Here is a 23980-nt window from a genome sequence, read left to right as displayed (position 1 = left end):
TAACGGATACCATCCTGCCGGCATGAAATTCTCCAAAGTCCTGATCATTCCCGGGGTTTTCCTTTTCGCGGCCCTGCTTGCGCTGGTGGCGGCGTTCAGTTCCGTGAACGTGATCGAGCGGGTGTCCAAGGCTGCGGTCGAACAGGCCCTGATCCTCGGCGGGCAGGACTGGGCGAATGTCCATACCGATGGTCTGCAACTCGTGCTGTCGGGCATGGCCCCCACCGAATCCGACCGGTTCCGCGCAATCTCCATCGCCGGGGGTGAGGTCGATTCCAGTCGCGTGATCGACCAGATGGAGGTGCCGAACGCCGCCGGGATCGAACCGCCGCGCTTTTCGGTCGAGATCCTGCGCAACGACGGCGGCATTTCGATGATCGGGCTCATTCCGAACGCCACCGACCGCGAGGCGCTGAATGCCCGCGTGCGCCGGATCGCGCCGGAAAAGAACGTGGCCGACCTTCTCGAAACCGCCGATTACGACGTGCCCGAAAACTGGTCCTCGGCGCTCGACTTCGCGCTCGTCGCGCTCGAACGTCTGCCGCGCGCCAAGATTTCGATGGATGCCTCGCGCGTGACGATCGAGGCGATTGCCGACAGCGCCGAACAGCGCACGACATGGGAACGCGATCTTGCACGCGCCGCACCGGGCGGTCTGCGGGTGGCGATGAACATCTCGGCCCCTCGGCCCGTCATCACGCCCTTCACGACCCGGTTCGTCATCGACGATCAGGGCGCGCGCTTCGATGCCTGCACGGCCGGGACCGAGGCGGGGCGGGTCAAGATCGTCGCCGCCGGGATCGCATCGGGCGTCAAGGGGCGCCCGACCTGCACCATCGGCCTTGGCGTGCCCTCGCCCGACTGGCCGGACGCGGTGTCGCGCGGCGTGCGCGCCGTGCGTGAAATGGGCGCGGGCACGATCACCTTCTCGGATGCCGACGTGACCCTCGTCGCGCCCGCGAGCGTCGAGCAGCAGAATTTCGACCGCGTGGTGGGCGAACTCGAAGCCGATCTGCCCGATGTCTTTTCGCTCCACGCCACCAAGACACAGGCCGAATCCACCGAAGGTGAAGGGCGGCCCGAATTTTCCGCGACCCTCAGCCCGGAAGGGCAGGTCCAGCTTCGCGGTCGTCTTGGCGACGAACAGCAACGCACGATCACCGAAAGCGTCGCCCGCGCGCGCTTCGGAATGGACAAGGTCTATATGGCGGCGCGTCTGGACGAGAACCTGCCGCGCGGCTGGTCCGTGCGCGTCCTCGCGGCGGTCGAGGCGCTGTCTTACCTCGACAACGGCGTGGCCATCGTCCAGCCGGAACTGGTGGAACTGCGCGGCAAGACCGGCGACCCGAACGCCAACACCGAGATTTCGCGCCTGCTCTCGGAAAAGCTGGGCGAGGCGCAGGATTACCGCGTGAACGTCAGCTATGACGAGGCGCTCGATCCCATCGCATCGCTGCCTTCGCCCGAGGAATGCGTCGCCATGATCAACGAGACCATCGCGGGCTCCAAGATCACCTTCGCGCCCGGTTCGGTCGAGATCGAGGCTTCGGCGGCGGCGACCATCGACAAGATCGCCGATGTTCTGCGCGACTGTGCCGAGGTGCCGATGGAGATCGGCGGTCACACCGACAGCCAAGGCTCGGAAGAACTCAACAAGGCCCTGTCGCAACAGCGCGCGAATTCGGTTCTGAACGCGCTGCTCGCCCGCCGCATCCTCACCTCCAACATCGTTGCCCACGGCTATGGCGAAGAGGTGCCGATTGCCGACAACGACACCGAAGCGGGGCGCGAGGCGAACCGCCGCATCGAATTCCGGCTCATCTCACAGCGCGAGCTCGATGGCGAACCGCTGATCGAAGGCACGCCCTATGACGGGCCGCTGGGCGACATTCGCCCCCGCCCGCGCCCGACCGCCGCCGACGCGGAAGACACCGCAGAGGCCGACGAGACCGGTGACGAAGGCGTGCCGCCGGAGGACGAGGAATACGTCGCCGGCGACGACGGACCGCCCGAAGGCATGGATGCCGAAACGGCGGCCGCCCTTGCGCCCGAGGACGACGTCGAAGACGCGGCCGCCGAGGGAGCGACGGAGCCGACCGGCGACGAGGCACCCGCCCCCGAAACCGCCAACACCGAGCCGGGCACGGATGAAACGGACGACGGCGCGACGCAGGCGGAAGAGGTGGCCGAGACCACCGAGGGCGAAGACCCTGACGCGGCGGACGAGACCGCATCGGCGGACGAAGAAACCACGAACGAGACCGCGGCCAACGCGGCGGACGAGACCCCCGGGGAAGGGGTTGACGAAACCACAGAGACTGAGACAGTCAGCGAAGAAGCGTTGTCGCCACCGACCGTGGTGCACCCGGAGCTGGAAGGGGTCCGCGCCCCGCCCAGACCGGAGCGCGAGGGATAGGGACACATGAACAGAGCCGAGTTCATCATCGTCACGGCGATCATTCTTTTCATAGCATTTGCGCTCGGGTGGTTCGCCCATTGGCTCATCCACAGGTTCACGCGGGTCTCCGGCGCCGAGATGGGCGAACTCGACCGCATGGCACAGGCGCTTCATGACGCCGAAGAGACGCGGGATCAGGCGATCACCTACCTCCAGCAACGCGAAGCGGAACTGTCGAACCAGCAGCACCAGACCGAGGCCGAGCTTCGCGCCGCGATGGACGGCCTGCGGGCCGCCCGGCAGGAGGCCGAGGAGCTGCGCGCCTATATCGAGCGGATGAACGCGGGATGAGATCCCGCCTTGCGAGCCTTGCACATGCGCTCGCGGGTCTGGCTCACATCATGATGCGCGAACCCAACGCGCGGATTCACCTGCTGGCCACGGCGATTGCGATGGGGGCGGCGATTTGGCTGGGCCTAGACGGCGACGACTGGCGCTGGATCGTCGCCATGATCGCGCTGGTCTGGATCGCCGAGATCCTGAACACCGCGCTCGAAACCCTTGCCGACACCCTGCACCCCGCGCAGGCCGAAGGGATCCGCATTGCGAAAGATCTGGCGGCGGGGGCGGTCCTCGTGGCTGCGATCACGGCGGTCCTCGTCGGCCTCCTCACCTTTTGGCCGTATCTGTTCCAATAGCGCCTTAGCCGGGTTGCGCCTGAAACGCGCGAAAGCCTGGGTCACGAAATGCTCTGCGACGCCCGGCGCACAGGCCGCTCGCGCGACGGTCCCGAACGCCCGCGTCGGCGGCAGCGCATCGGTGACCGGGTGGCCCGCGCCCGGCATCGGCACCAGCCGCGGCGCGACGAAGCCCCGGGCGACCTCGGCAGCATGGCGCGCGTCGAACGGCAGGGTCGGGTCGAACAGAACCACGCAGGCCGCATCAGACGGCGGGGTGTGGCGGATGACATGATCCGCCTCGCAGGCGAAGACCGGATCGGCCAGATCCTGCGGGAACCGACCATCCTCGATGGCATGATCCAGCGGCAGGTCGGGGCGGCAGGTGGTCTGCGGAGACACGAACAAAGCCTGCGTCAGCGGCACCGCCCGCGATACGGCGAAAAGACCGAAGCCGCCCATCGAAAACCCAAGCCCGGCCCGCACCGGAAAATGCGCGGCGACCCCCGCGAGCGTCGTCAGAAGCGCGGCAAGGTCAGGCGCGAGAAACCAGTCGTTCCGGGCCGTCGAGACGTGGATGTGCGCGAACCCCCGCGTGGTGAACGGCGCGCCGGAGGGCGGCGGAGCCATGCCGCGCCGATCACGCCGCCAATGGTCGAAGGTGAACATGACGCGCTCGGACGATTGCCCGGTCATCGTGGCGCGCAAGGCACCGGAGGAATAAAGTATTCGCGTCGACATGGGCGCCATGATTGCGCCACAGGGCTTGAGATTCGGTGAACGTCACCAGCGCGACAGCGCGTCCTCGTCCTCGTCCTTGGCGGCGACCCATTCGGCGCCGTCAGGACCGAACTCCTTCTTCCAGAACGGCGCGCGGGACTTGAGGTAATCCATCAGGAACTCCGCCGCCTCGAAGGCCGCGACCCGGTGGCGGCTGGCCGTGGCGACCATCATGATCCGTTCGCCGGGGGCGAGGCTGCCGTAGCGGTGGATCACCAGCGCATCGTCCAGCGACCAGCGGTCCATCGCCTGATCCACGATGCCCGAAATCGCCTTTTCTGTCATGCCGGGATAATGCTCGATCTCCATCCGGGCCATGCCGCCGGTGTCGCGCACGATGCCGGTGAAGGTCACGACCGCGCCCGTGTCGGTGCGCCCCTTCGCGAATGCTTCGGCCTCGTCACCCAATGAGAACGGCTCGGACTGCACCCGGATCATCGGCATGTCAGCCGCCCGTCATCGGGGGAAAGAACGCCACCTCGCGTACGCCCGCAAGCGGCGCGTCGAAATCGGAGAGCTCCTGATCCAGTGCCACGCGCAGGGCCGACAGGTCGGCGAAGGCAGCTTCGTATCGCGGCTCGCGCGCTTTCAATTCCTCGACCAAATCGGCCACGGTCGCGGCCTCGGTCGCCACCGTTTCGCGCGGCTCACCGATCCGCTCACGGACCCAAGCGAAATACATCACGTCAAGCATCGTCAGCCTCCTTCAGGAACGGCCAGGCCTTGCGGAAGTAGTCCCAGCCGGAAATCGCGGTGAGCAGCGCGGCGATCCACAAGAGAATGACGCCCGCGTTGCCCGACCAGATCATCCCGGTCGTCTTCCAGCCGAGGCCGAGGTGATCGGTCACCTCGCCGTCGAGGATCTGATCGAACAACTCGTCATCCATGCCGAAGCTCTGCATCCCCACGTAATGCTCGAACACGCCCTTGGCGAAGAGAAGCGTGAGCGCGATCATCTGAACCGTCGTCTTCCACTTGCCGATCTGCGTGACCTTGAGCGCGCGGGCCTTGTCCCCCAGCGCCTCGCGCAGGCCCGAAACGAAGACCTCGCGGAAGATGATGATGCCCGACGGCAGGACGATCCAGACGGCGAGGCCGGAATAGGCGGCGATGACCAGTAGCGCGGTGAGGACGAGCGCCTTGTCCGCGATCGGGTCCATCGTCGCGCCGAACTTCGATTCCTGGCTCCACGCGCGGGCGAGGTAGCCGTCGACGTAATCCGTGACCGCGGCCACGATGAACACGATCAGCGCGTACCAGTCCGCCCAGGGGCGGGCGAAAAACAGGAACATGATCGGCAGAAGCGGGACTGCGATCAGGCGTCCGATGGTGAGGATATTGGGGATCGTCCATCTCATGATGGAAGGTGTATCGCGGGGCAGGGCCGGGGGGAAGGAGGCTTTCGTCCCGGGCTTGCGCCCGGGCCGACCCGTGCGAGGGGCGCTGCCCCTCGCGCTCCCCGAAGTATTTTTGAAACAGAGAAGGGGAAGGGGCGCCCGGCGGGGCGGACAAATGGCGCAGCAGTGGCGACCCCCTCGGATGTATGTTCGGCCAGACTTGGGCCAATGTGAGGGCGGGTCGCGCAGCGCCGGAACGTGCGACGCGTTAAGTCATTGTTAATATGGAGAAAACCTTACCCACGGGGAAGGTTCCGTCAGCCATTCTCATGAAAATGCCCGTAGATCGTTTCCGCCAGCGAGGCGGAGATTCCCTTGACCGCCTTGAGGTCCGAAAGCGACGCGGTCGTGACCGCCTTGGCCGAGCCGAAATGCGCGAGCAGCGCCTTCTTGCGGCCCGCGCCGACGCCGGGCACGTCGTCCAGCGGGTTGGCGCTGATCGCCTTGGTCCGTTTGGCGCGGTGGGTGCCGATGGCGAAGCGGTGCGCCTCGTCCCGCATCCGTTGCACGAAGTAGAGCACGGGATCGTTGCGTTTGAGCGCGAAGGGTCGCTGTTTGGGCCTGTGGAATTCCTCTTTCCCGTGGTCGCGGTCCACGCCTTTGGCGACGCCGATCATCGCGATATCCTCGACGCCCAAGTCCTCCATGATCTCGTTCACCGCTGAGACCTGCCCCGCGCCCCCGTCGATCAGCAGAAGGTCGGGCCACGCGTCGCTTTCGCGGTCCGGGTCTTCCTTGAGCAGGCGTTTGAAGCGGCGGGTCAGAACCTCTTTCATCATGCCGAAGTCGTCGCCGGGCGTCAGGTCTTCGCCTTTGATGTTGAACTTGCGGTACTGGCTTTTCATGAAGCCCTCGGGGCCCGCCACGATCATCCCGCCGACCGCGTGCGCGCCTTGGATGTGAGAGTTGTCGTAGACCTCGATCCGTTTCGGCGCCTCGTCCAGATCGAAAGCTTCGGCGAGGCCCGCGAGCAGTTTCGCCTGTGTCGCCGTTTCCGCCAGCTTGCGCCCGAGCGACTCGCGGGCGTTGCGGGCGGCATTGGACACCAGTTCCATCTTTTCGCCCCGCTGCGGCACTTCGATCGCGACCTTGCGGCCCAGTTTTTCGGCCAGCGCCTCGGACATCAACTCGCGCTCTTCGATGTCGTGCGAGAGCAGGAGAAGGCGCGCGGGCTCCTTCTGGTCGTAGAACTGGCCGATGAAGCCGCGCAGCACCTCGGCCTCGTCCGCGCCCGCGCCCGCGCCGGTGCGGGGGTAGAAGTCGCGGTTGCCCCAGTTCTGGTTCGCGCGGATGAAGAACACCTGCACGCAAGCCTGCCCCCCTTCCATGTGGAGCGCGATCACGTCGGCCTCGGTCACGCCGCGCGGGTTGATGCCCTGCGACGACTGCACCTTGGTCAGCGCCGCGATCCGGTCGCGCAGCACGGCCGCGCGCTCGAACTCCATCGCTTCAGAAGCCGCCTGCATCTCGGCGGCCAGTTCCGACTGCACCTTGGTGGTCTTGCCGGACAGGAACCGTTCGGCGTCGCCCACCAGTTCGCCGTACCCCTCTTCCGAGATCTTGCCGACGCAGGGACCGGCGCAGCGTTTGATCTGGTAAAGCAGGCAGGGCCGGGTGCGGCTTTCGAACATGCTGTCCGAGCAGTTGCGCAGGAGGAAGACCTTTTGCAGCTGGTTCAGCGTGCGGTTCACCGCGTCGGCGCTGGCGAAGGGGCCATAATAGGCGCCCTTGGTCTTCTTCGCGCCGCGGTGCTTTCTGATCTGCGGGTAAGGGTGGTCCTTGGTGACCAGAATGTTCGGAAAGGACTTGTCGTCGCGCAGGAGCACGTTGAAGTGCGGCTTCAATTGTTTGATTAGGTTCTGCTCGAGCAGAAGCGCCTCGGTCTCGGTCCGGGTCGTCAGAAACATCATGCTCGCCGTCTGCGAGATCATGCGCGCGATCCGGGCCGAGTGGCCGGTGCGGTTCGCATAGTTCGTGACGCGGTTCTTCAGGCTCTTGGCCTTGCCGACGTAAAGCACGCGCCCCGTCTCATCCAGCATCCGATAGACGCCGGGGGAATTGTCCAACTGCCGCACGTAGCGCGCGATCAGGGCGTGACCGCGAAGCCCGTCGATCCCCATTTCTGTTGGTGCTGACTCACTCATCCGGACTGCTCGCTGATTCCCGTTTTGGCTGCAATGATAGCGTGGCGGCGACAAGAGGAAACACGTCCACAGAATCTGGGGATAAGTCCGTGGAAGAAAACCTGTTCCGCGGAATATTTCCTTGTTTCACAGGTGTTACATTGGGCTGCCTAAAAAATAGGCGCCATTTCAACCTACTGAAATTAAATAGAAAAATTGTTAAGAGAATGTAAATCCATGAAAACACACAATTTTCCATGTGTAATTTATGCAAGTCGACTCGCCCGTGCACAACTTCCCCGGGTCTCGTTTCCGGAGGCCTTGATCGAAGTCAATCGCGGCCCTGAATCTCGGGTGTTTTCCAGCCCAGATGTTGCCCGCCATCCACCGCGATCATCTGCCCGCTGACCGCCGGGGCGTCGAGGAAATACCCAAGCGCGCCAGTGATATCGGAGGGGTTCGCGCCGCGTTCGAGAACCGTGTTCGCGCGCTGGTGGGCGAAGGCCTCGTCGCTCTGGTTTGCACCCTGAAGCGTGGGGCCGGGGCCGATGCCGTTCACGCGGATGCGCGGGGCAAGGGCGCGGGCGGCGGTCTGGGTGAAGGCCCACAGGCCCATCTTGGCGATGGTGTAGGTCATGAAGTAGGGGGTGAGCTTTTTCACCCTCTGGTCGATCATGTTCACGACGAGGCCGGTGGCGATCGGTTCGCCATTCTCGTCGGTGCCCGCGTCGGGGGCCTGCGCGGCAAACGCCTGCGTCAGGAAGAAGGGCGCGCGCAGGTTCGATCCGATGTGCTTGTCCCAGCTTTCCGCCGTTGCGGTTTCGATGTCGTCGTCTTCGAAGATCGACGCGTTGTTCACGAGCACCGTCAGTTGTCCGATCGCGCGGGTTGCGGTCGGGATGAGCGCCTCGACCTCGTCGGGGTTCAGAAGATCGGCCTGAACGGCCTCGGCGCGCACGCCCAGCGCACGGCAGGCTTCGGCCGTCTCCTGCGCGCCCTCTTGCGAGCCTGCGTAGTGCACGGCGACGTCATAGCCGCGTTCGGCAAGGTAGATCGCCATGGCACGCCCCAGACGGGTGCCTGCGCCTGTCACCAACGCTCCGCTCATGCGCCCAGCACCACGAAGACGTAGAGCGCGTAGAGCACGCAGAAGGCGGCGCCCCAGACGCGGCCCATGTGCCAGCCCCGGAAGACGAAGGGCGCGATCAGGATCGACACGGCGAGCATCACCCAGATGTCGAAGCGCAGCATCTCGGGGTCGACCGGGATCTTGCCGACCAGCGCCGCGACGCCGATGATGCCCAGAAGGTTGAACATGTTCGAGCCGATGACGTTGCCCAGCGCCACGTCCGCCTGACGGCGATAGGCGGCCATCACGGTGGTGGCGAGTTCAGGCAGCGATGTGCCGACCGCCACCAGCGTCAGCCCGATCACGGTTTCCGACACGCCGATGGACAGCGCGATGTTGGTCGAGCTTTCGACAAGCAGGTCAGCGCCCAAGGGCAGACCGATCAGGCCGAGGATCAGGTAAAGCGCGATCTTCCACTTGGGCAGGTCGGGGTCGGCACCCTCAAGCTCCTCGTCGTCCTCGAGCTGGTTTTCGTCGATCTCTTTTCCCTTGGCGGCCGCGGCGGCGACCACTTCGCGCCGGTGCTTCATCGCGGCGCGCCCGGCATGGATTAGCATGAAGGCGAGACCGGCGAGCAGGATCAGACCCTGCCACCAGCCGAATTGCCCGGTCGTGGCCAGCGCCATGAACAGCACCGTCCCCGCGAGCATCATCACGTAGTTATGGCGGCTGTCGCAATCCTTGGTCGCAAGGCCCGTGAGCAGGGCAGGGACGCCGAGGACGAGCAGGATGTTGGCCGTGTTCGACCCGACGACGTTTCCGAGGGCAAGGCCCGGCACGCCCTCGAGGATGGCCTGCACCGAGATCAGAAGCTCCGGCGCCGAGGTGCCGAAGGCGACAACGGTGAGCGACACGATCAGGGCGGGAATGCCAAGCCTGAGGGCAAGGTTCACCGCGCCTTTGACGAGGCTGTCACCGGCGAGAAGCAGGATGACCAGACCGAGGGCCGCATACAGAAGATCGACGATCATGAATGACCACACTCGCAAGGGCCCTTGCCCAGACGCGGCCTGCCGCACTTCGGACATTTGGCCCGCGTGAGCTTGTCGGCCCCCGGTATGCGCAGGCGCCCGAACATGGCGAGCACGAGCATCAGGATCAGGAAAAGCGAGACGATCTTTATCATGTCAGAGACCGAACCGCGCCCAAGCCGCCCGATCCTCGACCGTGGCGATGGCGTCTTCGGCGATCTGCGCGCCGAACCGTTTGAACAGCGATTTTTTCGGGCCGAGGACCGCGAACTTCACGTCCTTGCCGAACTTTTCCTTCATGAACGGGACGAGGTGGCCGATACCATCGGCAAGGCCAAGGTCCACGGCCTTTTGCCCGACCCAGAATTCCCCGGTGAAAAGCGACGGATCGTCGGCCAGCTTGTCTTTGCGGGCGGCTTTGACGTGTTCGATGAACGCCTCGTGAATTTCGCTGCCCACCGCCTTGATGCGCTCGACGTCCTTGGGGTCTTCGGGCTTGAACGGGTCGAGTTGCGACTTCGACTCGCCCGAGGTGTAGACCCGGCGTTCGATGCCGTGCTTCGCGATGAACTCATGCGCGCCGAAGCTGGCCATGATGACGCCGATGGAGCCGAGGATCGAGGACCGGTCGGCATAGATCTCATCCGCCGCACAGGCGAGCCAGTAGCCGCCCGAGGCTGCCGCATCCTCGACGAAGGCGTAGACCGGCACCTCTTTCTCGTCCGCGAGCCGCCGGATGCGGGCCGCGATGAGCGAGGATTGCACAGGGCTGCCGCCGGGGGAGTTGATCGACAGCGCCACCGCCTTGGGTTTGCGGCGGAACGCGCGTTCGATCGGTCCGGCCATCGCGACATCGTTCAACTGTCCACGCGTGCCTGTGGAAATGGACCCATGGAGGCGGATCACCGCGACCGTTGGGTCGGGCGTCATGAAAGGAATAAAGCGCTTCATAGGGGTCGATGTAGAGGCGCGACAGGGGGGCTACAAGGCCAGCGGGCGATGATTGTCGCCCCCCTGTGGCAATGACGTCGGGTTCGTCAGGTCCGCAGTTTCCAACCGGTGCGGAAGATCGCGGTGATGACCGCAAGACAGGCGACCAGCACGACCCCGATGGCGACCAGCGAGATGCCGACGGGAACGTCGGACATGGCGAAGAACGACCAGCGGAAACCCGAGACGAGGTAGACCACGGGGTTGAACAGCGCCACCGTCTGCCATGCCTCCGGCAACATCGAGATCGAGTAGAAGGCGCCGCCAAGGAACACGAGCGGGGTGATGACCAGCATCGGGATCAGGTTCACCTGTTCGAAGTTGTCCGCCCAGATGCCGATGATGAACCCGAAGAGCGAGAAGGTCACGCAGGTCAGGATCATGAAGGCGAGCATCGCAACCGGATGCGCGATCTGAAGGTCCACGAAGAAGGACGCCGTGCCGAGGATGATGAGCCCGATCATCAAGGCCTTGGTCGCCGCCGCCCCGACATACCCCATGACGATTTCGGGGACCGAGACGGGGGCGGACAGCACCTCGTATATCGTGCCGACGAACTTCGGGAAGTAGATGCCGAGCGCGGCGTTCGACACCGACTGCATGAGCATCTGAAGCATCATCAGACCCGGCACGATGAAGGCGCCATAGGCGATGCCTTCGACCGTGTCGATCCGGCTGCCGATGGCGGTGCCGAAGACGACGAAGTAAAGCGAGGTCGAGACGACCGGGCTGATGACCGACTGACCGATGGAGCGGAACGTCCGCGCCATTTCGAACCGGTAGATTGCTGCGACCGCGTGCCAGTTCATGCCGCGTCCTCCGTTTCTTCTTCTTTCTGCTTGGCGACGAGGTCGACGAAGATGTCCTCGAGCGAGCTTTGACGGGTGGACAGGTCGGACATGGTCAGCCCGGCCTTGCGCACCTCGGCCAGAAGATCGGTGATCCCGGTCTTCTCGGCGGCGGTGTCGTAGGAGTAGTAAAGCGTGCGCCCGTCCTCGCCCAAGGTCACGCCGCGATCCAAGAGTGCCGGGGGAATGGCGTCGACGGGCTTGTCGAGCTCGATCTCCAGCATCTTTTTCCCGAAGGATTTCATCAGCGTATTGGTCTCTTCGACCAGCAGAAGCTCACCCTTCGAGATGACGCCGACGCGATCCGCCATCGCCTCGGCCTCTTCGATGTAATGGGTGGTGAGGATGATCGTGACGCCGGATTTCTTGAGTTCCGACATGACCGCCCACATCTCCTTGCGCAGTTCGACATCCACGCCGGCGGTCGGCTCGTCGAGGAACAGGATGCGCGGCTCGTGGCTGAGCGCCTTGGCGATCATCACCCGCCGTTTCATGCCGCCCGACAGCTCGCGGATACGGTTGTCCTTCTTGTCCCACAGCGTCAGATCCCTGAGGATCTGCTCGACATAGGCATCGTTCTTGCCCTTGCCGAACAGGCGGCGCGAATGCTTCACGTTCGGCTCGACCTTCTCGAAGATCTCGATCGACATTTCCTGCGGGACCAGACCGATCAGCTTGCGAGCCTCGCGGAAGTCCTTGGAAATGTCGTAGCCGCCGACCGTGACCGAGCCGCCGGTGGCGCGTGCCAGTCCGCAGATGATGGAAATCAGCGTGGTCTTGCCCGCGCCGTTCGGGCCGAGGAGGGCCAGAACCTCGCCCTCCTGGATATCCAGATCGACGCCCTTGAGCGCCTGAAATCCGTTGTCATAGGTTTTTTGCAGGTTCTTGACGGAAATGATCGGTGCCATTGGGCCCCTCCTGTTTGCGCTCACGGAACCTATGTCGTTTGGCGGCCGCTCGCCACCCCCGGTGATGCACAGGCCCGACTTACGTTACGCACCGATCACCTCTCGGAACGATGCTGCGTCAGCAGCGTTACGTTTGCATGACTTCACTGGATGACACGCCCGCCGCCGAAAGCCTTTGGGCCGAAGAGGAGAACTTCTGGCTCGAAGGCCCCGATTTCTACCGCGCGCACATGGTGCCCGACGCGGTGATGGACTTCCCCGAGCCGACCGGATTGCTGAAAGGCGAGCAGGTTTTGAACGCGCTGGAAAATGCGCCGCGCTGGGATAGCGTGTCGTTCTTCGATCGCGATGTCGAGAAACTGGGGAACAAGGCGCGCCTGACCTATCGCGCCGAAGGCAAGCGCGACGGCGTGGCCGCCTATGTGGCGAAATGCGAAAGCGTCTATGTGAAAAGCGCGGGCGACTGGCTGCTGACCTGCCACAAGCAGGTTCCGCTAGAGCGTTAGACCCGCTTACGCGCCCTGAGCGCCGCGGTGATGGTGCCATCGTCGAGATAATCGAGTTCACCGCCGATGGGCACACCTTGGGCAAGCGAGGTGACGTCACAGCGCCCCTCCAACTCTTCCGCGATGTAATGCGCCGTGGTCTGGCCATTGACCGTGGCGTTCAACGCAAGGATCACTTCGGTGATGTTCTCGTCGCCCACGCGGCTGACCAGCTTGGGGATGCGCAACTCGTCAGGGCCGATGGCGTCGAGCGCGGAGAGCGTGCCGCCCAGAACGTGATAGCGGCCCTTGAACACGCCCGCGCGTTCCATCGCCCAAAGGTCCGCCACATCCTCGACCACGCACAACTCGCCCGTCGCGCGCTTTTCCGAGGTGCAGATGTCGCAGACCTCGGTCGTGCCGACATTGCCGCAGGTGATGCATTCGCGGGCCGAAACCGCGACGGCATGCATCGCGTCGGCCAGAGGGGCCAGAAGCAGCCCGCGCTTTCGGATCAGGTGCAGCACGGCGCGACGGGCCGAGCGCGGGCCGAGGCCCGGCAGCTTGGCCATCAACTCGATCAGGTTCTCGATGTCGCGCGGCGCTTCGCTCAAGGTTCCGTCAGCCGCCCATGCCGCCGAAGGGGTTGCCCATGCCCGCGGGCAGGCCGAGCTCTTCGGTGATCTTCTGCATTTCCTGGCTGGAGCGTTCCGAGGCTTTCACCTGCGCGTCCTTGATCGCGGCGAGGATCAGGTCCTCGACCACTTCTTTCTCGTTCGGGTCGAAGATCGACGGGTCGATGTCCAGCCCGACAAGTTCGCCCTTGGCCGTGGAGGTCGCCTTGACCAGCCCCGCGCCGCTTTCGCCGACCACGGTGATGGTGTCGAGACGTTCCTGCATCTCGCCCATCTTGGTCTGCATTTCCTGCGCGGCTTTCATCATCTTGGTCATGTCGCCAAGGCCGCCAAGTCCTTTGAGCATGGGTGTCTCCCTCTTGTTCGGGTGTCGGTCTCTATATCGCAATGGCCGGGCGGGGCCACAAGGCTGGACGCCAAGAATGTATTCGGGGCGCGACATTCAGGTTTGCGATGTAAACCGGACTGCTCGCGCGGGGTGAGGTGCAGGCACCTCACCCATCCTCAAACGGGTCCCATTCGTCCTCGACCTCGGGCAGCGCCTCGACCTGCGCCTCGGCCTCCAACTCGTCCGGGGTGCGGATTTCGGTGATGCGCGCCTTGGGAAAGGCGGCGAGGACGGCCTGCACCAACGGGTGCTCGGTCGCCTTGGCCTTGATCTCGTTCTCCTCGGCATCGCGGGTCTCGGCGATGGTCGGCACCTCGGCGTCGTTGACGAGCGAGACGCCCCAGCGCGCGCCGGTCCAGCCCTGAAGCCGCTGCGCCAGACGCGCGGCGAGGTCGCGGGGGGCGTCGGGCGTCGGCGTGAATTCGATCCGGCCGGGCTGGTAGGCGGCAAGCCGGATGCAGGTCTCGACCTCGACCAAGAGCTTCACATCGCGGTTCGCGCGGATCAGCCGCACGACGCTTTCGAAGGTCGGAAAACGGGCCAGCGCGTTCTCGGCTTGCGGGGCGAGCGCGGTCACGGTGCCTCCACCGCCCGACGGTGCGCGGCTGGTCGCGTAGCCGTTGGTGGACCCGCCACCCGGCGCCGGGCCACCTGTGGGCGCGGTGGGAGGCGGAGGCGGCGTTTCCTGCAACTTCTTCACCAGTTCCTCGGGCGAGGGCAGGTCGGACACATGGGTTAGGCGGATCACCGCCATTTCGGCGGCCATCATGGCGTTGGGGGCCATGCCGACCTCTTCGATCGCCTTGAGGAGCATCTGCCACATCCGGGCCAGAACGCGCTGCGACAACGCCTCGGCCATCGCCTGACCACGCGCGCGTTCGTCGGGTGACACGGTCGGGTCTTCGGCGGCCTCGGGCGTGATCTTGATGACGCTGACCCAATGCGTGACCTCGGCCAGATCGCGCAGCACCGCCATCGGGTCGGCCCCATCGGCATATTGCGCGGAAAGCTCGGCCAGGGCACCGGCGGCGTCGCCGCGCAGGATCATGTCGATCAAGTCGAGCACACGACCCCGGTCGGCGAGCCCCAACATGGCGCGCACCTGATCCGCCGTTGTCTCGCCCGCCCCGTGGCTGATCGCCTGATCGAGAAGCGACGTGGCATCGCGCGCCGAGCCTTCGGCGGCGCGGGTGATGAGCGCGAGGGCGTCGTCCGCGATCTCGGCCTTTTCTTCGGTGGCGATCCGGCGCAACAGGCCGATCATGTCCTCGGGCTCGATCCGGCGCAGGTCGAACCGCTGACAGCGCGACAGGACCGTGACGGGCACCTTGCGGATCTCGGTGGTGGCGAAGATGAACTTCACATGCGCCGGCGGTTCCTCGAGCGTCTTCAGAAGCGCGTTGAACGCGCTCGTCGACAGCATGTGAACCTCGTCGATGATGTAGATCTTGTAGCGCGCGGATGCGGCCCGGTAATGCACGCTGTCGATGATCTCGCGGATGTCGCCGACGCCGGTGCGCGAGGCCGCGTCCATCTCCATCACGTCGACATGGCGCCCTTCGGCGATGGCGACGCAATGTTCGCACTCCCCGCAGGGCTCGACCGTGGGGCCGCCGTTCCCATCCGGACCGATGCAGTTCATCCCCTTGGCGATGATCCGTGCCGTCGTCGTCTTGCCGATCCCCCGGATGCCGGTCATCACGAAGGCCTGCGCGATCCGGTCCGCCGCGAAGGCGTTGCGCAGCGTGCGCACCATCGCCTCCTGCCCGATCAGGTCGGCGAAGGTCTCGGGCCGATATTTGCGGGCGAGAACCTGATATTCGGTGCTGTCGGACATTTGGCCTCCGGGTGAGTCTGGTCGAATTTAGTGGCTGGCCGGACGGGCGTCCACCGGACCTTGCCGCCCGATCCCGCGCTTTCGCCGTCAGGGGGCGCTGCCCCCGTCGTCCAGCAAGCTGGCCGACTCCCCCGAGGTTTTTTGAAAGGGGCCTATATACTTAGCTAGCCAAAAATCTCTTGCGGCGGATGGCTAGTTAGATTAAACATGATGCAGAAGGAGCTTGCATCATGTCCAAACCCGAAACCCTCTCCACCTTCGAGTTCTTCAAGAAGTTCCCGGATGAGGAAGCCGCCCGCAGGTTTTTCGAGGCGCGCCGCTGGGGCGATGAGCCGGTTTGCGGCCACTGTGGTTCGGTCAGTGTGACCGAGTGCAAAGACCATAAGCCCATGCCCTACCGCTGCAAGGACTGCCGGAAGCATTTCAGCGTCCGCACGGGCACCGTGTTGGCTGAGAGCCGCCTTCCCCTTCAGAAGTGGCTTCTTGCTATCTTCATGCTCACCAGCGCCCGTAAGGGCATACCGAGCACTCAGATGGCCCGTGAACTGGGGGTCACGCAGAAAACCGCGTGGTTCCTCGCCCAGCGCATCCGAGAGACGTGGCTGAAGGATCGTGACGATCACATGGACGGCCAGATGCAGGTTGACGAAACCTACATTGGGGGGCGCGAAAAGAACAAACATGCCGACAAGAAACTTCGCGCTGGTCGTGGCGCGGTTGGCAAGACTGCGGTTGTTGGTGTCCGCGATGAAGTTGGTCAGGTCCGCGCCGTAGTGGTTGAAAACACCAAGGCTGCGACCCTTGAGAAGTTCGTTCGCCAACACTGCAAGAAGGGGGCAACCGTCGTCACGGACACTCACGGCGGTTACATTGGACTGACGGGCGCGGGCTACCGTCACATTCGGATTAATCACTCTGCTGGCGAGTATGTCCGCGACATGGCGCATACCAACGGCATCGAAAGCTTCTGGTCTCTGCTGAAGCGCGGCTACATCGGCATCTACCACTACATGAGTGCCAAGCACCTTCATCGCTACATCAAGGAATACTCATTCCGCCATAACACGTCGCAGGTCGGCACCATGGATTTCATCAACATGACAATCGACCGCATGGACGGCAAGCGACTGACATACAGGAGGCTGACCAATGCCTGATGAGAAGAAAGACATCATCGAACCTATCGACGCCAACTTTGAGGAAGTTGTGAGCAAGGTAGCACCGCGCCTTAAAGCATCATCCGGGCCTGAGATTATTCCTGCGTCTGAAAGGGACGCCCTCGCTGACAATGAGGCAACGCATCGGGGCAAGCTCAGGATTGGGCCCGTCGAGATTCCCTGCGCGGTCTTGAAAGACGGTCGTAGAGTTCTGTCTGGGCACGGAATTGCCAGCGTCCTTGGCGGTCGCAGCGGTGCAGCAAAGAGATTGAAAACAGAGGCAGAGAAAGACGGGGCCCATATGCCCGTCTTTCTGGCATCAAAAAGTCTTTTGCCATACATTTCCAAGGAGTTAATGGACGGGCCCCTCAAGCCGATAACTTATAAATCTGGAGACACCGAGGCGGAAGGCTATCCAGCCGAAGCACTTCCTGAAATCTGCAACATATGGCTACAGGCTAGACAGGATGGGGTCCTTAATCCGCAGCAGGCGGACAGGGCCCAAGCAGCGGAAATCGTTATGCGCGGTCTTGCGGACCTTGGCATCATCGGCCTCGTTGACGAAGCCACAGGATACCAAAACACCCGAGACCATGACGCCCTTCAGGCGATTTTGGACAAATACCTGCAAAAGGAATTTGCCGCATGGGCTAAGCGGTTCCCCGATGCTTTCTATCGCGAGATATTCAGGCTTCGCGGATGGAGTTGGAATGCAATGTCGGTCGCTAGGCCGGGCGTGGTCGGAAAATACACAAACGACATTGTCTATGAACGCCTAGCCCCCGGCATCCTCGAAGAGCTGCAAGCCATGAACCCAACAAAGGACGATGGGGGGCGTTTGAGACGCCATCACCAATTTCTCACTGAAGATATCGGGCACCCGGCACTAGCACAGCACCTGCACGCTGTTATTGGCCTCATGCGGGCATCGGCCACATGGGAACAGTTCAAAACCATGCTAGATCGCGCCTTCCCCAAGAAGGGGACGCAGTTAGAACTGCTACTGGACGACGACCGATAGCCCAAACCGCGAACGCATCAAGAACAAGATATGACTCGACACGCAATCCTGCGATTCGATATAGGTTAAGAGACGGCTACCGTCACCATATATAGCTCCACGCCCGATAAGCAGTAGTTCTGGGGGCGCAAGGGGTGGCCCCAGTGGGCCGGGACATACCCGGATCGCACGAAGGAGCCTAATATGGTAGCGTGTGTATGGCCGAAACCGGTGAGCGTTTGCTCATACACCCGGTTTCGGTTTGGAAAGTGGGAATACGTGGTCTCGCACTGCCGTTCCTACCCGTCCCGCTAAGGTTGTCTAGGCCAAGGGACACGTAAGAAGATGGTAGCCGTCACTCCCTAAACGTTCCTATCATTAGGCGGAATTTGGTGTCTAGGAAAACCGATCTAGCCGTCATTGCGGCTAGTTAAGTATGTAGGCCCCTTTTGAAACAGAGAAGAGGGGGCGGGCGCATTAAGGTTAACGGCCGCCCCTTCTCTGTTTCCGGAAACCTTCGGGGGGAACGGCGGCTTGCCGCCGTGGGGGGCAGACAGCCCCCCTCTGCCGTCTCACACCCACTTGGCGAGCGGGGGCAGGCTCATCAGGACGGCGTCCGGGTCGTGGCTGGTGGCGAGGCCGAATTTGGTGCCGCGGTCGTAGACGAGGTTGTATTCGGCATAGAGGCCCCGGTGCACGAGTTGCGTGTCCTTGTCGGCGGCGTCCCAGGGCGTGTCGCGGCGCTTCTCCGTCACCGGCAGGAAGGCGGGGAGGAAGGCGCGCCCGACGTCCTGTGTGAAGGCGAAGTCGGCCTCCCAGTCGCCGGTGTTGTGGTCGTCGTAGAATATGCCGCCGACACCGCGCGCGCGGCGGCGGTGCGGGATGTAGAAATACTCGTCCGCCCAGGCCTTGTAGCGGTCGTAATAGGCCGGGTCGTGCGGGTCGCAGCCCGCCTTCATCGCGGCGTGGAAATGCGCCGTGTCCTCGTCGTATTCGATGCAGGGGTTCAGGTCGGCACCACCGCCGAACCACCATGCGCCGGGGGTCCAGAACATCCGCGTGTTCATATGCACCGCCGGGCTGTGGGGGTTTTGCATATGCGCGACGAGCGAAATGCCCGAGGCCCAGAAGCTGGGGTCCGCCTCGATCCCCGGCACGCCGCGCGCGGCCATGCTTTTCTGGGCCGCCTCGCCCAGCACGCCGTAGACGGTCGAGATGTTGACGCCGACCTTTTCGAACACGCGCCCGCCGCGCATGACCGACATCAGACCGCCGCCCGCGTCCGAGCCGTCGTCGGAGGTGCGGGTGGTCGACTTGACCTCGAACCGGCCCGGGGCGTTTTCGGCGAAGGGTCCGGTCGTCTGGCTGTCTTCCAGCGCCTCGAAGGCCGCGACGATCTGGTCGCGCAAGTCCCGGAACCACGCGCTTGCGCGGGCTTTCTGGTCGTCCATCATGTCGGTCATCGGCGGTCCTCCTGCAACGGGCCTTGCCTATGCCAAGCGTCCGCGCAGGTAAATGGACTACTGTGCCGCGACCACAGCAAGCGTTCCGGCGCGCAGCGCGTTGTTTTCGGTCAGCGTCATGTTCCCCGCGCCCCCTGCGGTGCCCGTGACCTGAACGCCCGTCGCCCCGTCGCCCGAGAAATTGCCGGTGCCACGCCCGTCGAAATGCAGCGCGTCGCCGTCATGCGTGATCGTGCCGTCGATCGTCACCTCGAAATTGGCCCCGCTTGCGCCGGTGCTTTCCACCGCGATCTGGCCCGTCGCCTCGCTGTAGTCGGCGAGGATGTCTTCGATGTCGCCCGCGTGCCCGTTCTGGATCGCGCTGAACAGCTCGGTCTGGTTCACCCCGGTCTTGCCGAGCATGTTGCCGACCGAGCCGTCGATCCGGGCCCCCGCCGCCGTGAAGGTCGCATCCAGCGCGGCGGTTCCGACAAGCTGACGCCCGATCTGATCGGTGATCGTTTCCTTGACGAAGGCGGTCGCGTAGCCGGTATAGGTCGCGCCGCCCGAGGTGGGCATGGTGGCGGGCGCCGCTCCGACGCCCGACAGGTCGGCGATGACGTCGGCGACGCTGTTTGCGATGACCTCGGGCGAAGCGTTGCTGCCGGACTGGGCGGCGCAGGCGGACAGAAGAAGGACGAAGGGCAGGGCACGGGCACAGGACATGGCATCCCTTTCGGGTCGTTCGGCCCTCATCCCATGCGCTAGGCATGTATCCCCGCTACAACTCTAGGATGTTCAGCGGGATTTGTCCATCGTCCGCAGGCGTGGCCCCGATCCTTATCGCACCGGGGCCGTCGCCGGATCAGTTCGTTTCGACGAGCCGGATGCCGAAGTCGCCGAAACGGTCGACGCCGTTTTCCTTGATGGTCAGCCCTTCGTGCGTCTCCGCGTTCACGAACATGCCTTCTCCGTTGGCGCCGATGAAATAGCCCCGGGTGGTGCCGCCGAATTCGATGGCGTCGCCGTTGTGCGTGACCGTGCCCGACACGTTGGACGTGATGTTCTTGGTGGTGCCGACCGGCGTGTCGAGTCGACCGTTGGTGAAGGTCAGCTCGCCGCTGGTGCCGTCATAGGTTTCGAGAAGCGCCTGAACGTCGGCTGCCGTGCCGGAGGTGAGGGCGATGTAGAACTCGTTCTGGTCGGTCTCGTCCTTGGCGAGGATGTTGCTGACCGTGCCCGAGAAGTCGACGTCGCTGGCCATGAATGCGACCTCGAAATTCGCGTCGCCGACCAGCATGCGCCCGATCTGGGTCGGGTTGCCGCCGGTGAACTGCGTGTCCTTCACGACACCCGCCATGAAGCCCGAGTAATTGGCTTCACCGCTCGTGGGCAGCGTCGAATCCACGCTGGCCAAGGCGTTGAAATCGTCGCGGGTCTGGACCGCCAGGGCTGCGGTCGCCACCGGGTCGGCGGTGGACCCGTCCGGCCCGATACCGAAGAGCGCACAGCCCGACATGGACGTCGCTGCCGCGAGTGCGGCCGTGGCCGCGAGAATGCGTCTGGAATGATTCATGGAAACCCCCTTGGTGCTGTGCACCGCAGGCGGCGCATCGCCTTATGGATAGGGTTTCGCAGGGCGTTGACACATCCCCCTGAACAGGGGGTTTGCCTGCCGGATGAACCGGCCGGAAACCCGGCGCGCGGCGCGGGTCCGACCGCTTGTCCAGGACGGTCCGAAGGCGCGGACCCGTTCGCCGGGGCTAGTGCCGGTCGCTGTCCACCACGTCGATCACCGTGCGCCCACCGTCGACCATCACCACCTGTCCGGTCATGAAGCGCGAGGCATCGGCGGCGAGGAAATGAACGGCTTCCGCCACCTCGCTCGCCTCGGCGATGCGGCCCAGCGGGGTGCCGTGGATGACCTCTTCGCGCAGGTTCGGATCGGCCGCGCAGGCTTCGCGCAGGCTCGTCGACATGACCGAACCGAAGCCGACCGCGTTCACCCGGATCTTGTGCGGGGCGAGCGCGACGGCCATGGAGCGGGTCATCTGTTCCAGCGCGGCCGATGCGATCGAGAACCCCATCAGCGCGGGCCGGGTGCGTGTCGCGGCAATCGAGGTCAGGTTGACGATGGCACCGATGGACTGCGGCGGCTCTTCGGCATCCTCGTCCTTCGCCTGCTGGATCATCCGCTTGGCGACGGCCTGACTGAGCTTGAGCGCGGTCATCAGGTTCTGGTCGATCAGGGTTTCGACGGTCTTGTCTTCGCTGTCCAGCGGGTCCATCGCGATCACCTGACGCGAGGCGTTGACGAGAATGTCGACCCGGTCGAAGGCGTCGATTGTGGCCGACAGCAGATTGGCGATGGTCAGCTTTTCGCGCAGGTCGCCCGCGAAGATGCGCGCCTTCGAGGCTTCCTCCTCGACCGGGTCGGCCCCGGCGGCGGGCAGCACGTCCATATCGGGGTTGGAGCCGAATTCCTCGGCCAGCTTCACCTCGTCCATGTCGGCGCACATGACGTTGGCGCCGGACTCGGCCAGATGGCGGGCGATGGCCAGGCCGACGCCATTGGCGGCGCCCGTGACGATGACGGTCTTGCCCGTGATAGAAAAGGACATTCAGGTCTCCTGATTCACCGGGGTCGAGACTAGGGGCATTCAGGTCCGGCTGCGAAGGGGTTTCGACGCGCGGATCACCTTGAAGCCCGGCGTGCCGCCGACCTCGTCCACCTCGCGGAACTGGGCGGTCAGCGCGTCCTCATAGGGCAAATGGCGGTTGGCGACCATCCAGAAAGTGCCGGTCGGGGCAAGCATGGCCGCGGCCGATGCGATGAAGGCGCGGCCGAGGCCGGGGTCGCCGGCGCGCCCGGTGTGAAACGGCGGGTTCGAGACGACGACATCGACAGGGGTGTCGGGCCGGTAATCGGTCGCATCGGCCCAGTGGAACGACGCCCGCGGGTCGGTCACGTTCTCACGCGCGCAGTCGAGCGCGGTCAGATCGGCCTCGACCAGATCAAGCGCGGTCACCTTGTTCGAGGTCAGGATGTGGCGCGCGAGAAACCCCCAACCTGCGCCGAGGTCGACCACCCGGCCGGAAAGCGCGGGAAGCGCGTCGACCAGCGCGCGCGAGCCTTTGTCGGGCCCGTCCGCCGAAAACACACCGGGGCGTGTGACGAAGCCCTCGACCGTGCGCGCCTGACCCGCCCACCCCGGAAAGTCCGGTGCGGCGAGCCAGAACAGTTTGCCGTGGGATTTCGAGGTGACACCGATCGTTCCGGCCACGGTCTTGACCGCTTTCAGGATCGAATCCACCCCGTCGGTCTTCTGCCCGTCCACGATCAGGAACCCGGCACAGCCCGATGCCTGCGCAAGAAGGGCGCGCGCGGCATCCTTGGCGCGGGGCAGGAACACCAGCGCGGTCGCATACGTGCCCTCGGGCGCCTGCAAGACCCTGTAGCCCAGCCCCTGCCAATAGCGTGCATCGGGAAAGAACCGGCTCACGATCTCGACCCGGTCACGCTCCAGCGGCGACAGGTCCGTGCCGATCGGCGGGCCGAAGACCGCGATGCGACCTTCGGGCAGCACGAGCGCGCCGGTCTCCAGCGCGTGCGATAGTCTGGCGGATGACATGGCGGGCTATTCCCGCTCCATCGTGCATTGCAGGGGGTGCTGGTACTGACGGGCCATTTCCATCACCTGATTCACCTTGGTCTCGGCGATCTCGTAGGAGAACACGCCGACCACCGCGAGCCCCTTCTTGTGGACCGTCAGCATGATCTCGAACGCCTGCGCGTGGTTCATGCTGAAGAACCGCTCCAGCACCATGACGACGAATTCCATCGGGGTGAAATCGTCATTGATGAGCAGCACCTTGTAAAGCGGCGGGCGCTTGGACTTGGCCTTGGGCCGGACCGCAAGCTGGGTGTCCCCGCCCGGCGGGCCGTTCGGTTCGTCAGCCATGAGTTTGAGGTCGCTCGCCAATCCGCTCTCCATGTGATCGCAATTTGCCCGCATGAGGCCGACAATATAATGGGGTGGCCACGCAAATAAAGGGGGCCTTCGGCAGGGAGTGGTCACAATGGCAGGAAAAATAAAGACAATCGCATTCGATGCCGACGATACGCTCTGGCAGAACGAGCAATTTTTCCGCCTGACGCAGGAACGATTCGCGGACCTTCTGGCCGATCACGCCGAGCGCGGGCATCTGGAAGAGCGGCTCATGGCGGCTGAACGGCGCAACCTCGGGCACTACGGGTTCGGCATCAAGGGCTTCGTGCTGTCGATGATCGAGACCGCCATCGAAGTGACCGAGGCACGGGTACCCGCGACGGTGATCGCCGAGATCATCGCGGCGGGGCAGGAGATGCTCTCGCATCCGATCGAGCTTTTGCCGGATGTCGAGGAGACCGTGGGCGCGCTGGCCGAAAGCCACCATATCCTGCTCATCACCAAGGGCGACCTTCTGGATCAGGAGCGCAAGCTGGCGCAATCCGGTCTTGGTGACCTGTTCGACGGGGTCGAGATCGTGTCGGACAAGACGCCCCCGGTCTATGCCGAGATTTTCCGGCGGCGCGAGGTGGCGCCGGACACCGCGATGATGGTCGGCAATTCGCTCAAATCCGACGTGCTTCCGGTGATCGAAGCGGGGGCCTGGGGCACCCATGTCCCGCATGACCTCACGTGGTCATTCGAGCATGCCGAGCCCCCGACGGAGCACCCACGCTTTCGCGAAATCCCCCGGCTGGGTGCCCTCCCGGCCATCCTCGCAAGCCTCGACTGATCTCTTCTTCGTTTCGAAAATACTTCAGGGGAG

General features: G+C 64.2%; 27 protein-coding genes. 8 read left to right on the top strand and 19 right to left on the bottom strand.

All coding sequences use genetic code 11. The features are described 5' to 3' along the window. The first annotated feature begins 22 nt into the window (after positions 1 to 22). The 4 genes from RB2654_RS10400 to RB2654_RS24065 are packed head-to-tail and all read left to right on the top strand — an operon-like array spanning position 23 to position 3855. The gene (locus RB2654_RS10400) at positions 23 to 2416 is read left to right on the top strand and encodes an OmpA family protein (RefSeq protein WP_008331197.1); all 2394 of its coding nucleotides are present in this window, start codon (positions 23 to 25) and stop codon (positions 2414 to 2416) included. A 6-nt stretch (positions 2417 to 2422) separates the two neighbouring features. Further along, positions 2423 to 2749 (top strand): hypothetical protein, encoded by a 327-nt coding sequence (locus RB2654_RS10395; RefSeq protein WP_008331196.1) that lies wholly within the window; start codon positions 2423 to 2425, stop codon positions 2747 to 2749. Further along, complete coding sequence (locus RB2654_RS24070) at positions 2746 to 3096, top strand: diacylglycerol kinase family protein (protein WP_040884703.1); 351 nt, start codon at positions 2746 to 2748, stop codon at positions 3094 to 3096. The genes RB2654_RS10395 and RB2654_RS24070 overlap by 4 nt, the downstream gene beginning before the upstream one ends. A 48-nt stretch (positions 3097 to 3144) precedes the next feature. Next, complete coding sequence (locus RB2654_RS24065; protein ID WP_083783376.1) at positions 3145 to 3855, top strand: hypothetical protein; 711 nt, start codon at positions 3145 to 3147, stop codon at positions 3853 to 3855. A 3-nt stretch (positions 3856 to 3858) separates the two neighbouring features. Here RB2654_RS24065 and RB2654_RS10375 read toward each other — a convergent pair whose 3' ends face one another. The 10 genes from RB2654_RS10375 to RB2654_RS10330 all read right to left on the bottom strand — a co-directional run bounded on the left by RB2654_RS10375 (position 3859) and on the right by RB2654_RS10330 (position 12221). Then, positions 3859 to 4299 (bottom strand): molybdenum cofactor biosynthesis protein MoaE, encoded by a 441-nt coding sequence (locus tag RB2654_RS10375; RefSeq protein WP_008331194.1) that lies wholly within the window; start codon positions 4297 to 4299, stop codon positions 3859 to 3861. Position 4300: 1 nt separating this feature from the next. Beyond that, on the bottom strand, positions 4301 to 4549 hold the full coding sequence (gene moaD, locus RB2654_RS10370) for a molybdopterin converting factor subunit 1 (RefSeq protein ID WP_008331193.1): 249 nt from the start codon (positions 4547 to 4549) through the stop codon (positions 4301 to 4303). Beyond that, positions 4542 to 5213: a CDP-diacylglycerol--glycerol-3-phosphate 3-phosphatidyltransferase gene (gene pgsA / locus RB2654_RS10365; protein ID WP_008331192.1), complete on the bottom strand. Its 672-nt coding sequence runs from the start codon at positions 5211 to 5213 to the stop codon at positions 4542 to 4544. Before pgsA ends, moaD begins: the two co-directional genes overlap by 8 nt. A 296-nt stretch (positions 5214 to 5509) precedes the next feature. After that, on the bottom strand, positions 5510 to 7396 hold the full coding sequence (uvrC, locus tag RB2654_RS10360) for an excinuclease ABC subunit UvrC (RefSeq protein WP_050771954.1): 1887 nt from the start codon (positions 7394 to 7396) through the stop codon (positions 5510 to 5512). A gap of 310 nt (positions 7397 to 7706) precedes the next feature. Beyond that, positions 7707 to 8483 (bottom strand): SDR family oxidoreductase, encoded by a 777-nt coding sequence (locus RB2654_RS10355; RefSeq protein ID WP_040884699.1) that lies wholly within the window; start codon positions 8481 to 8483, stop codon positions 7707 to 7709. Continuing rightward, positions 8480 to 9475: a calcium/sodium antiporter gene (locus RB2654_RS10350; RefSeq protein WP_008331188.1), complete on the bottom strand. Its 996-nt coding sequence runs from the start codon at positions 9473 to 9475 to the stop codon at positions 8480 to 8482. The genes RB2654_RS10355 and RB2654_RS10350 overlap by 4 nt, the downstream gene beginning before the upstream one ends. Continuing rightward, a complete protein-coding gene (locus RB2654_RS23690) occupies positions 9472 to 9630 on the bottom strand; it encodes a hypothetical protein (RefSeq protein WP_008331187.1) in 159 nt (52 codons plus the stop codon). Before RB2654_RS23690 ends, RB2654_RS10350 begins: the two co-directional genes overlap by 4 nt. Before the next feature lies 1 nt (position 9631). After that, the gene (locus tag RB2654_RS10340) at positions 9632 to 10426 is read right to left on the bottom strand and encodes a S49 family peptidase (RefSeq protein ID WP_008331186.1); all 795 of its coding nucleotides are present in this window, start codon (positions 10424 to 10426) and stop codon (positions 9632 to 9634) included. Positions 10427 to 10512: 86 nt separating this feature from the next. Beyond that, on the bottom strand, positions 10513 to 11274 hold the full coding sequence (locus RB2654_RS10335) for an ABC transporter permease (protein ID WP_008331185.1): 762 nt from the start codon (positions 11272 to 11274) through the stop codon (positions 10513 to 10515). Beyond that, positions 11271 to 12221, bottom strand: a complete 951-nt coding sequence (locus RB2654_RS10330; RefSeq protein WP_008331184.1) for an ABC transporter ATP-binding protein — start codon at positions 12219 to 12221, stop codon at positions 11271 to 11273. Before RB2654_RS10330 ends, RB2654_RS10335 begins: the two co-directional genes overlap by 4 nt. A 137-nt stretch (positions 12222 to 12358) precedes the next feature. On the opposite strand from RB2654_RS10330, the gene RB2654_RS10325 reads away from it, so the two are divergent. Beyond that, complete coding sequence (locus tag RB2654_RS10325; RefSeq protein WP_008331183.1) at positions 12359 to 12727, top strand: hypothetical protein; 369 nt, start codon at positions 12359 to 12361, stop codon at positions 12725 to 12727. Here the strand turns inward: RB2654_RS10325 and recR are convergent. From recR to RB2654_RS10310, 3 genes are all read right to left on the bottom strand, one after another. After that, on the bottom strand, positions 12724 to 13320 hold the full coding sequence (gene recR, locus RB2654_RS10320) for a recombination mediator RecR (RefSeq protein ID WP_008331182.1): 597 nt from the start codon (positions 13318 to 13320) through the stop codon (positions 12724 to 12726). The two genes, RB2654_RS10325 and recR, sit on opposite strands and share 4 nt — an antisense overlap. Before the next feature lie 7 nt (positions 13321 to 13327). Next, positions 13328 to 13687: a YbaB/EbfC family nucleoid-associated protein gene (locus tag RB2654_RS10315; RefSeq protein ID WP_008331181.1), complete on the bottom strand. Its 360-nt coding sequence runs from the start codon at positions 13685 to 13687 to the stop codon at positions 13328 to 13330. Positions 13688 to 13835: 148 nt separating this feature from the next. Continuing rightward, positions 13836 to 15566 (bottom strand): DNA polymerase III subunit gamma/tau, encoded by a 1731-nt coding sequence (locus RB2654_RS10310; RefSeq protein ID WP_008331173.1) that lies wholly within the window; start codon positions 15564 to 15566, stop codon positions 13836 to 13838. Between the two features lie 230 nt (positions 15567 to 15796). Here RB2654_RS10310 and RB2654_RS10305 point away from each other — a divergent pair, with 230 nt between their 5' ends. Then, positions 15797 to 16723 carry an IS1595-like element ISRhba1 family transposase gene (locus tag RB2654_RS10305; RefSeq protein WP_008331170.1) on the top strand — a complete coding sequence of 309 codons (927 nt, stop codon included), beginning with the start codon at positions 15797 to 15799 and terminating at the stop codon, positions 16721 to 16723. Continuing rightward, positions 16716 to 17744: a P63C domain-containing protein gene (locus RB2654_RS10300; protein WP_008331169.1), complete on the top strand. Its 1029-nt coding sequence runs from the start codon at positions 16716 to 16718 to the stop codon at positions 17742 to 17744. Before RB2654_RS10305 ends, RB2654_RS10300 begins: the two co-directional genes overlap by 8 nt. A 551-nt stretch (positions 17745 to 18295) precedes the next feature. Here RB2654_RS10300 and hemF read toward each other — a convergent pair. The 6 genes from hemF to clpS all read right to left on the bottom strand — a co-directional run bounded on the left by hemF (position 18296) and on the right by clpS (position 23127). Continuing rightward, entirely contained in the window at positions 18296 to 19186 is an 891-nt protein-coding gene (hemF, locus tag RB2654_RS10295) for an oxygen-dependent coproporphyrinogen oxidase (RefSeq protein WP_008331167.1), read from the bottom strand. 57 nt (positions 19187 to 19243) lie between these two features. Then, complete coding sequence (locus tag RB2654_RS10290) at positions 19244 to 19891, bottom strand: hypothetical protein (RefSeq protein WP_040884696.1); 648 nt, start codon at positions 19889 to 19891, stop codon at positions 19244 to 19246. A 139-nt stretch (positions 19892 to 20030) separates the two neighbouring features. Next, positions 20031 to 20741, bottom strand: a complete 711-nt coding sequence (locus tag RB2654_RS10285) for a hypothetical protein (RefSeq protein ID WP_008331163.1) — start codon at positions 20739 to 20741, stop codon at positions 20031 to 20033. A 187-nt stretch (positions 20742 to 20928) separates the two neighbouring features. Further along, positions 20929 to 21786 (bottom strand): SDR family NAD(P)-dependent oxidoreductase, encoded by an 858-nt coding sequence (locus RB2654_RS10280; protein ID WP_008331161.1) that lies wholly within the window; start codon positions 21784 to 21786, stop codon positions 20929 to 20931. 39 nt (positions 21787 to 21825) lie between these two features. Then, a complete protein-coding gene (locus RB2654_RS10275) occupies positions 21826 to 22797 on the bottom strand; it encodes a class I SAM-dependent methyltransferase (protein ID WP_008331159.1) in 972 nt (323 codons plus the stop codon). A gap of 6 nt (positions 22798 to 22803) precedes the next feature. Continuing rightward, entirely contained in the window at positions 22804 to 23127 is a 324-nt protein-coding gene (gene clpS, locus RB2654_RS10270; protein ID WP_040885616.1) for an ATP-dependent Clp protease adapter ClpS, read from the bottom strand. A gap of 118 nt (positions 23128 to 23245) precedes the next feature. Between clpS and RB2654_RS10265 the strand changes: the two genes are divergently transcribed. Continuing rightward, on the top strand, positions 23246 to 23947 hold the full coding sequence (locus RB2654_RS10265; protein WP_008331154.1) for an HAD family hydrolase: 702 nt from the start codon (positions 23246 to 23248) through the stop codon (positions 23945 to 23947). The last annotated feature ends 33 nt before the right edge of the window (positions 23948 to 23980 follow it).

It is taken from the genome of Maritimibacter alkaliphilus HTCC2654 (assembly GCF_000152805.1).
GTDB lineage: Bacteria > Pseudomonadota > Alphaproteobacteria > Rhodobacterales > Rhodobacteraceae > Maritimibacter > Maritimibacter alkaliphilus.
This window is presented reverse-complemented; position numbering and strand designations above follow the sequence as displayed.

What these genes read in the sequence shown, in the direction of transcription:
- RB2654_RS10400 (WP_008331197.1), top strand. Translation starts at nt 23, where the DNA reads ATGAAATTCTCCAAAGTCCTGATCATTCCCGGGGTTTTCCTTTTCGCG.
- RB2654_RS10395 (WP_008331196.1), top strand. Translation starts at nt 2,423, where the DNA reads ATGAACAGAGCCGAGTTCATCATCGTCACGGCGATCATTCTTTTCATA.
- RB2654_RS24070 (WP_040884703.1), top strand. Translation starts at nt 2,746, where the DNA reads ATGAGATCCCGCCTTGCGAGCCTTGCACATGCGCTCGCGGGTCTGGCT.
- RB2654_RS24065 (WP_083783376.1), top strand. Translation starts at nt 3,145, where the DNA reads ATGCTCTGCGACGCCCGGCGCACAGGCCGCTCGCGCGACGGTCCCGAA.
- RB2654_RS10375 (WP_008331194.1), bottom strand. Translation starts at nt 4,299, where the DNA reads ATGCCGATGATCCGGGTGCAGTCCGAGCCGTTCTCATTGGGTGACGAG.
- moaD (WP_008331193.1), bottom strand. Translation starts at nt 4,549, where the DNA reads ATGCTTGACGTGATGTATTTCGCTTGGGTCCGTGAGCGGATCGGTGAG.
- pgsA (WP_008331192.1), bottom strand. Translation starts at nt 5,213, where the DNA reads ATGAGATGGACGATCCCCAATATCCTCACCATCGGACGCCTGATCGCA.
- uvrC (WP_050771954.1), bottom strand. Translation starts at nt 7,396, where the DNA reads ATGAGTGAGTCAGCACCAACAGAAATGGGGATCGACGGGCTTCGCGGT.
- RB2654_RS10355 (WP_040884699.1), bottom strand. Translation starts at nt 8,483, where the DNA reads ATGAGCGGAGCGTTGGTGACAGGCGCAGGCACCCGTCTGGGGCGTGCC.
- RB2654_RS10350 (WP_008331188.1), bottom strand. Translation starts at nt 9,475, where the DNA reads ATGATCGTCGATCTTCTGTATGCGGCCCTCGGTCTGGTCATCCTGCTT.
- RB2654_RS23690 (WP_008331187.1), bottom strand. Translation starts at nt 9,630, where the DNA reads ATGATAAAGATCGTCTCGCTTTTCCTGATCCTGATGCTCGTGCTCGCC.
- RB2654_RS10340 (WP_008331186.1), bottom strand. Translation starts at nt 10,426, where the DNA reads ATGAAGCGCTTTATTCCTTTCATGACGCCCGACCCAACGGTCGCGGTG.
- RB2654_RS10335 (WP_008331185.1), bottom strand. Translation starts at nt 11,274, where the DNA reads ATGAACTGGCACGCGGTCGCAGCAATCTACCGGTTCGAAATGGCGCGG.
- RB2654_RS10330 (WP_008331184.1), bottom strand. Translation starts at nt 12,221, where the DNA reads ATGGCACCGATCATTTCCGTCAAGAACCTGCAAAAAACCTATGACAAC.
- RB2654_RS10325 (WP_008331183.1), top strand. Translation starts at nt 12,359, where the DNA reads ATGACTTCACTGGATGACACGCCCGCCGCCGAAAGCCTTTGGGCCGAA.
- RB2654_RS10315 (WP_008331181.1), bottom strand. Translation starts at nt 13,687, where the DNA reads ATGCTCAAAGGACTTGGCGGCCTTGGCGACATGACCAAGATGATGAAA.
- RB2654_RS10310 (WP_008331173.1), bottom strand. Translation starts at nt 15,566, where the DNA reads ATGTCCGACAGCACCGAATATCAGGTTCTCGCCCGCAAATATCGGCCC.
- RB2654_RS10305 (WP_008331170.1), top strand. Translation starts at nt 15,797, where the DNA reads ATGTCCAAACCCGAAACCCTCTCCACCTTCGAGTTCTTCAAGAAGTTC.
- RB2654_RS10300 (WP_008331169.1), top strand. Translation starts at nt 16,716, where the DNA reads ATGCCTGATGAGAAGAAAGACATCATCGAACCTATCGACGCCAACTTT.
- hemF (WP_008331167.1), bottom strand. Translation starts at nt 19,186, where the DNA reads ATGACCGACATGATGGACGACCAGAAAGCCCGCGCAAGCGCGTGGTTC.
- RB2654_RS10290 (WP_040884696.1), bottom strand. Translation starts at nt 19,891, where the DNA reads ATGTCCTGTGCCCGTGCCCTGCCCTTCGTCCTTCTTCTGTCCGCCTGC.
- RB2654_RS10285 (WP_008331163.1), bottom strand. Translation starts at nt 20,741, where the DNA reads ATGAATCATTCCAGACGCATTCTCGCGGCCACGGCCGCACTCGCGGCA.
- RB2654_RS10280 (WP_008331161.1), bottom strand. Translation starts at nt 21,786, where the DNA reads ATGTCCTTTTCTATCACGGGCAAGACCGTCATCGTCACGGGCGCCGCC.
- RB2654_RS10275 (WP_008331159.1), bottom strand. Translation starts at nt 22,797, where the DNA reads ATGTCATCCGCCAGACTATCGCACGCGCTGGAGACCGGCGCGCTCGTG.
- clpS (WP_040885616.1), bottom strand. Translation starts at nt 23,127, where the DNA reads ATGGCTGACGAACCGAACGGCCCGCCGGGCGGGGACACCCAGCTTGCG.
- RB2654_RS10265 (WP_008331154.1), top strand. Translation starts at nt 23,246, where the DNA reads ATGGCAGGAAAAATAAAGACAATCGCATTCGATGCCGACGATACGCTC.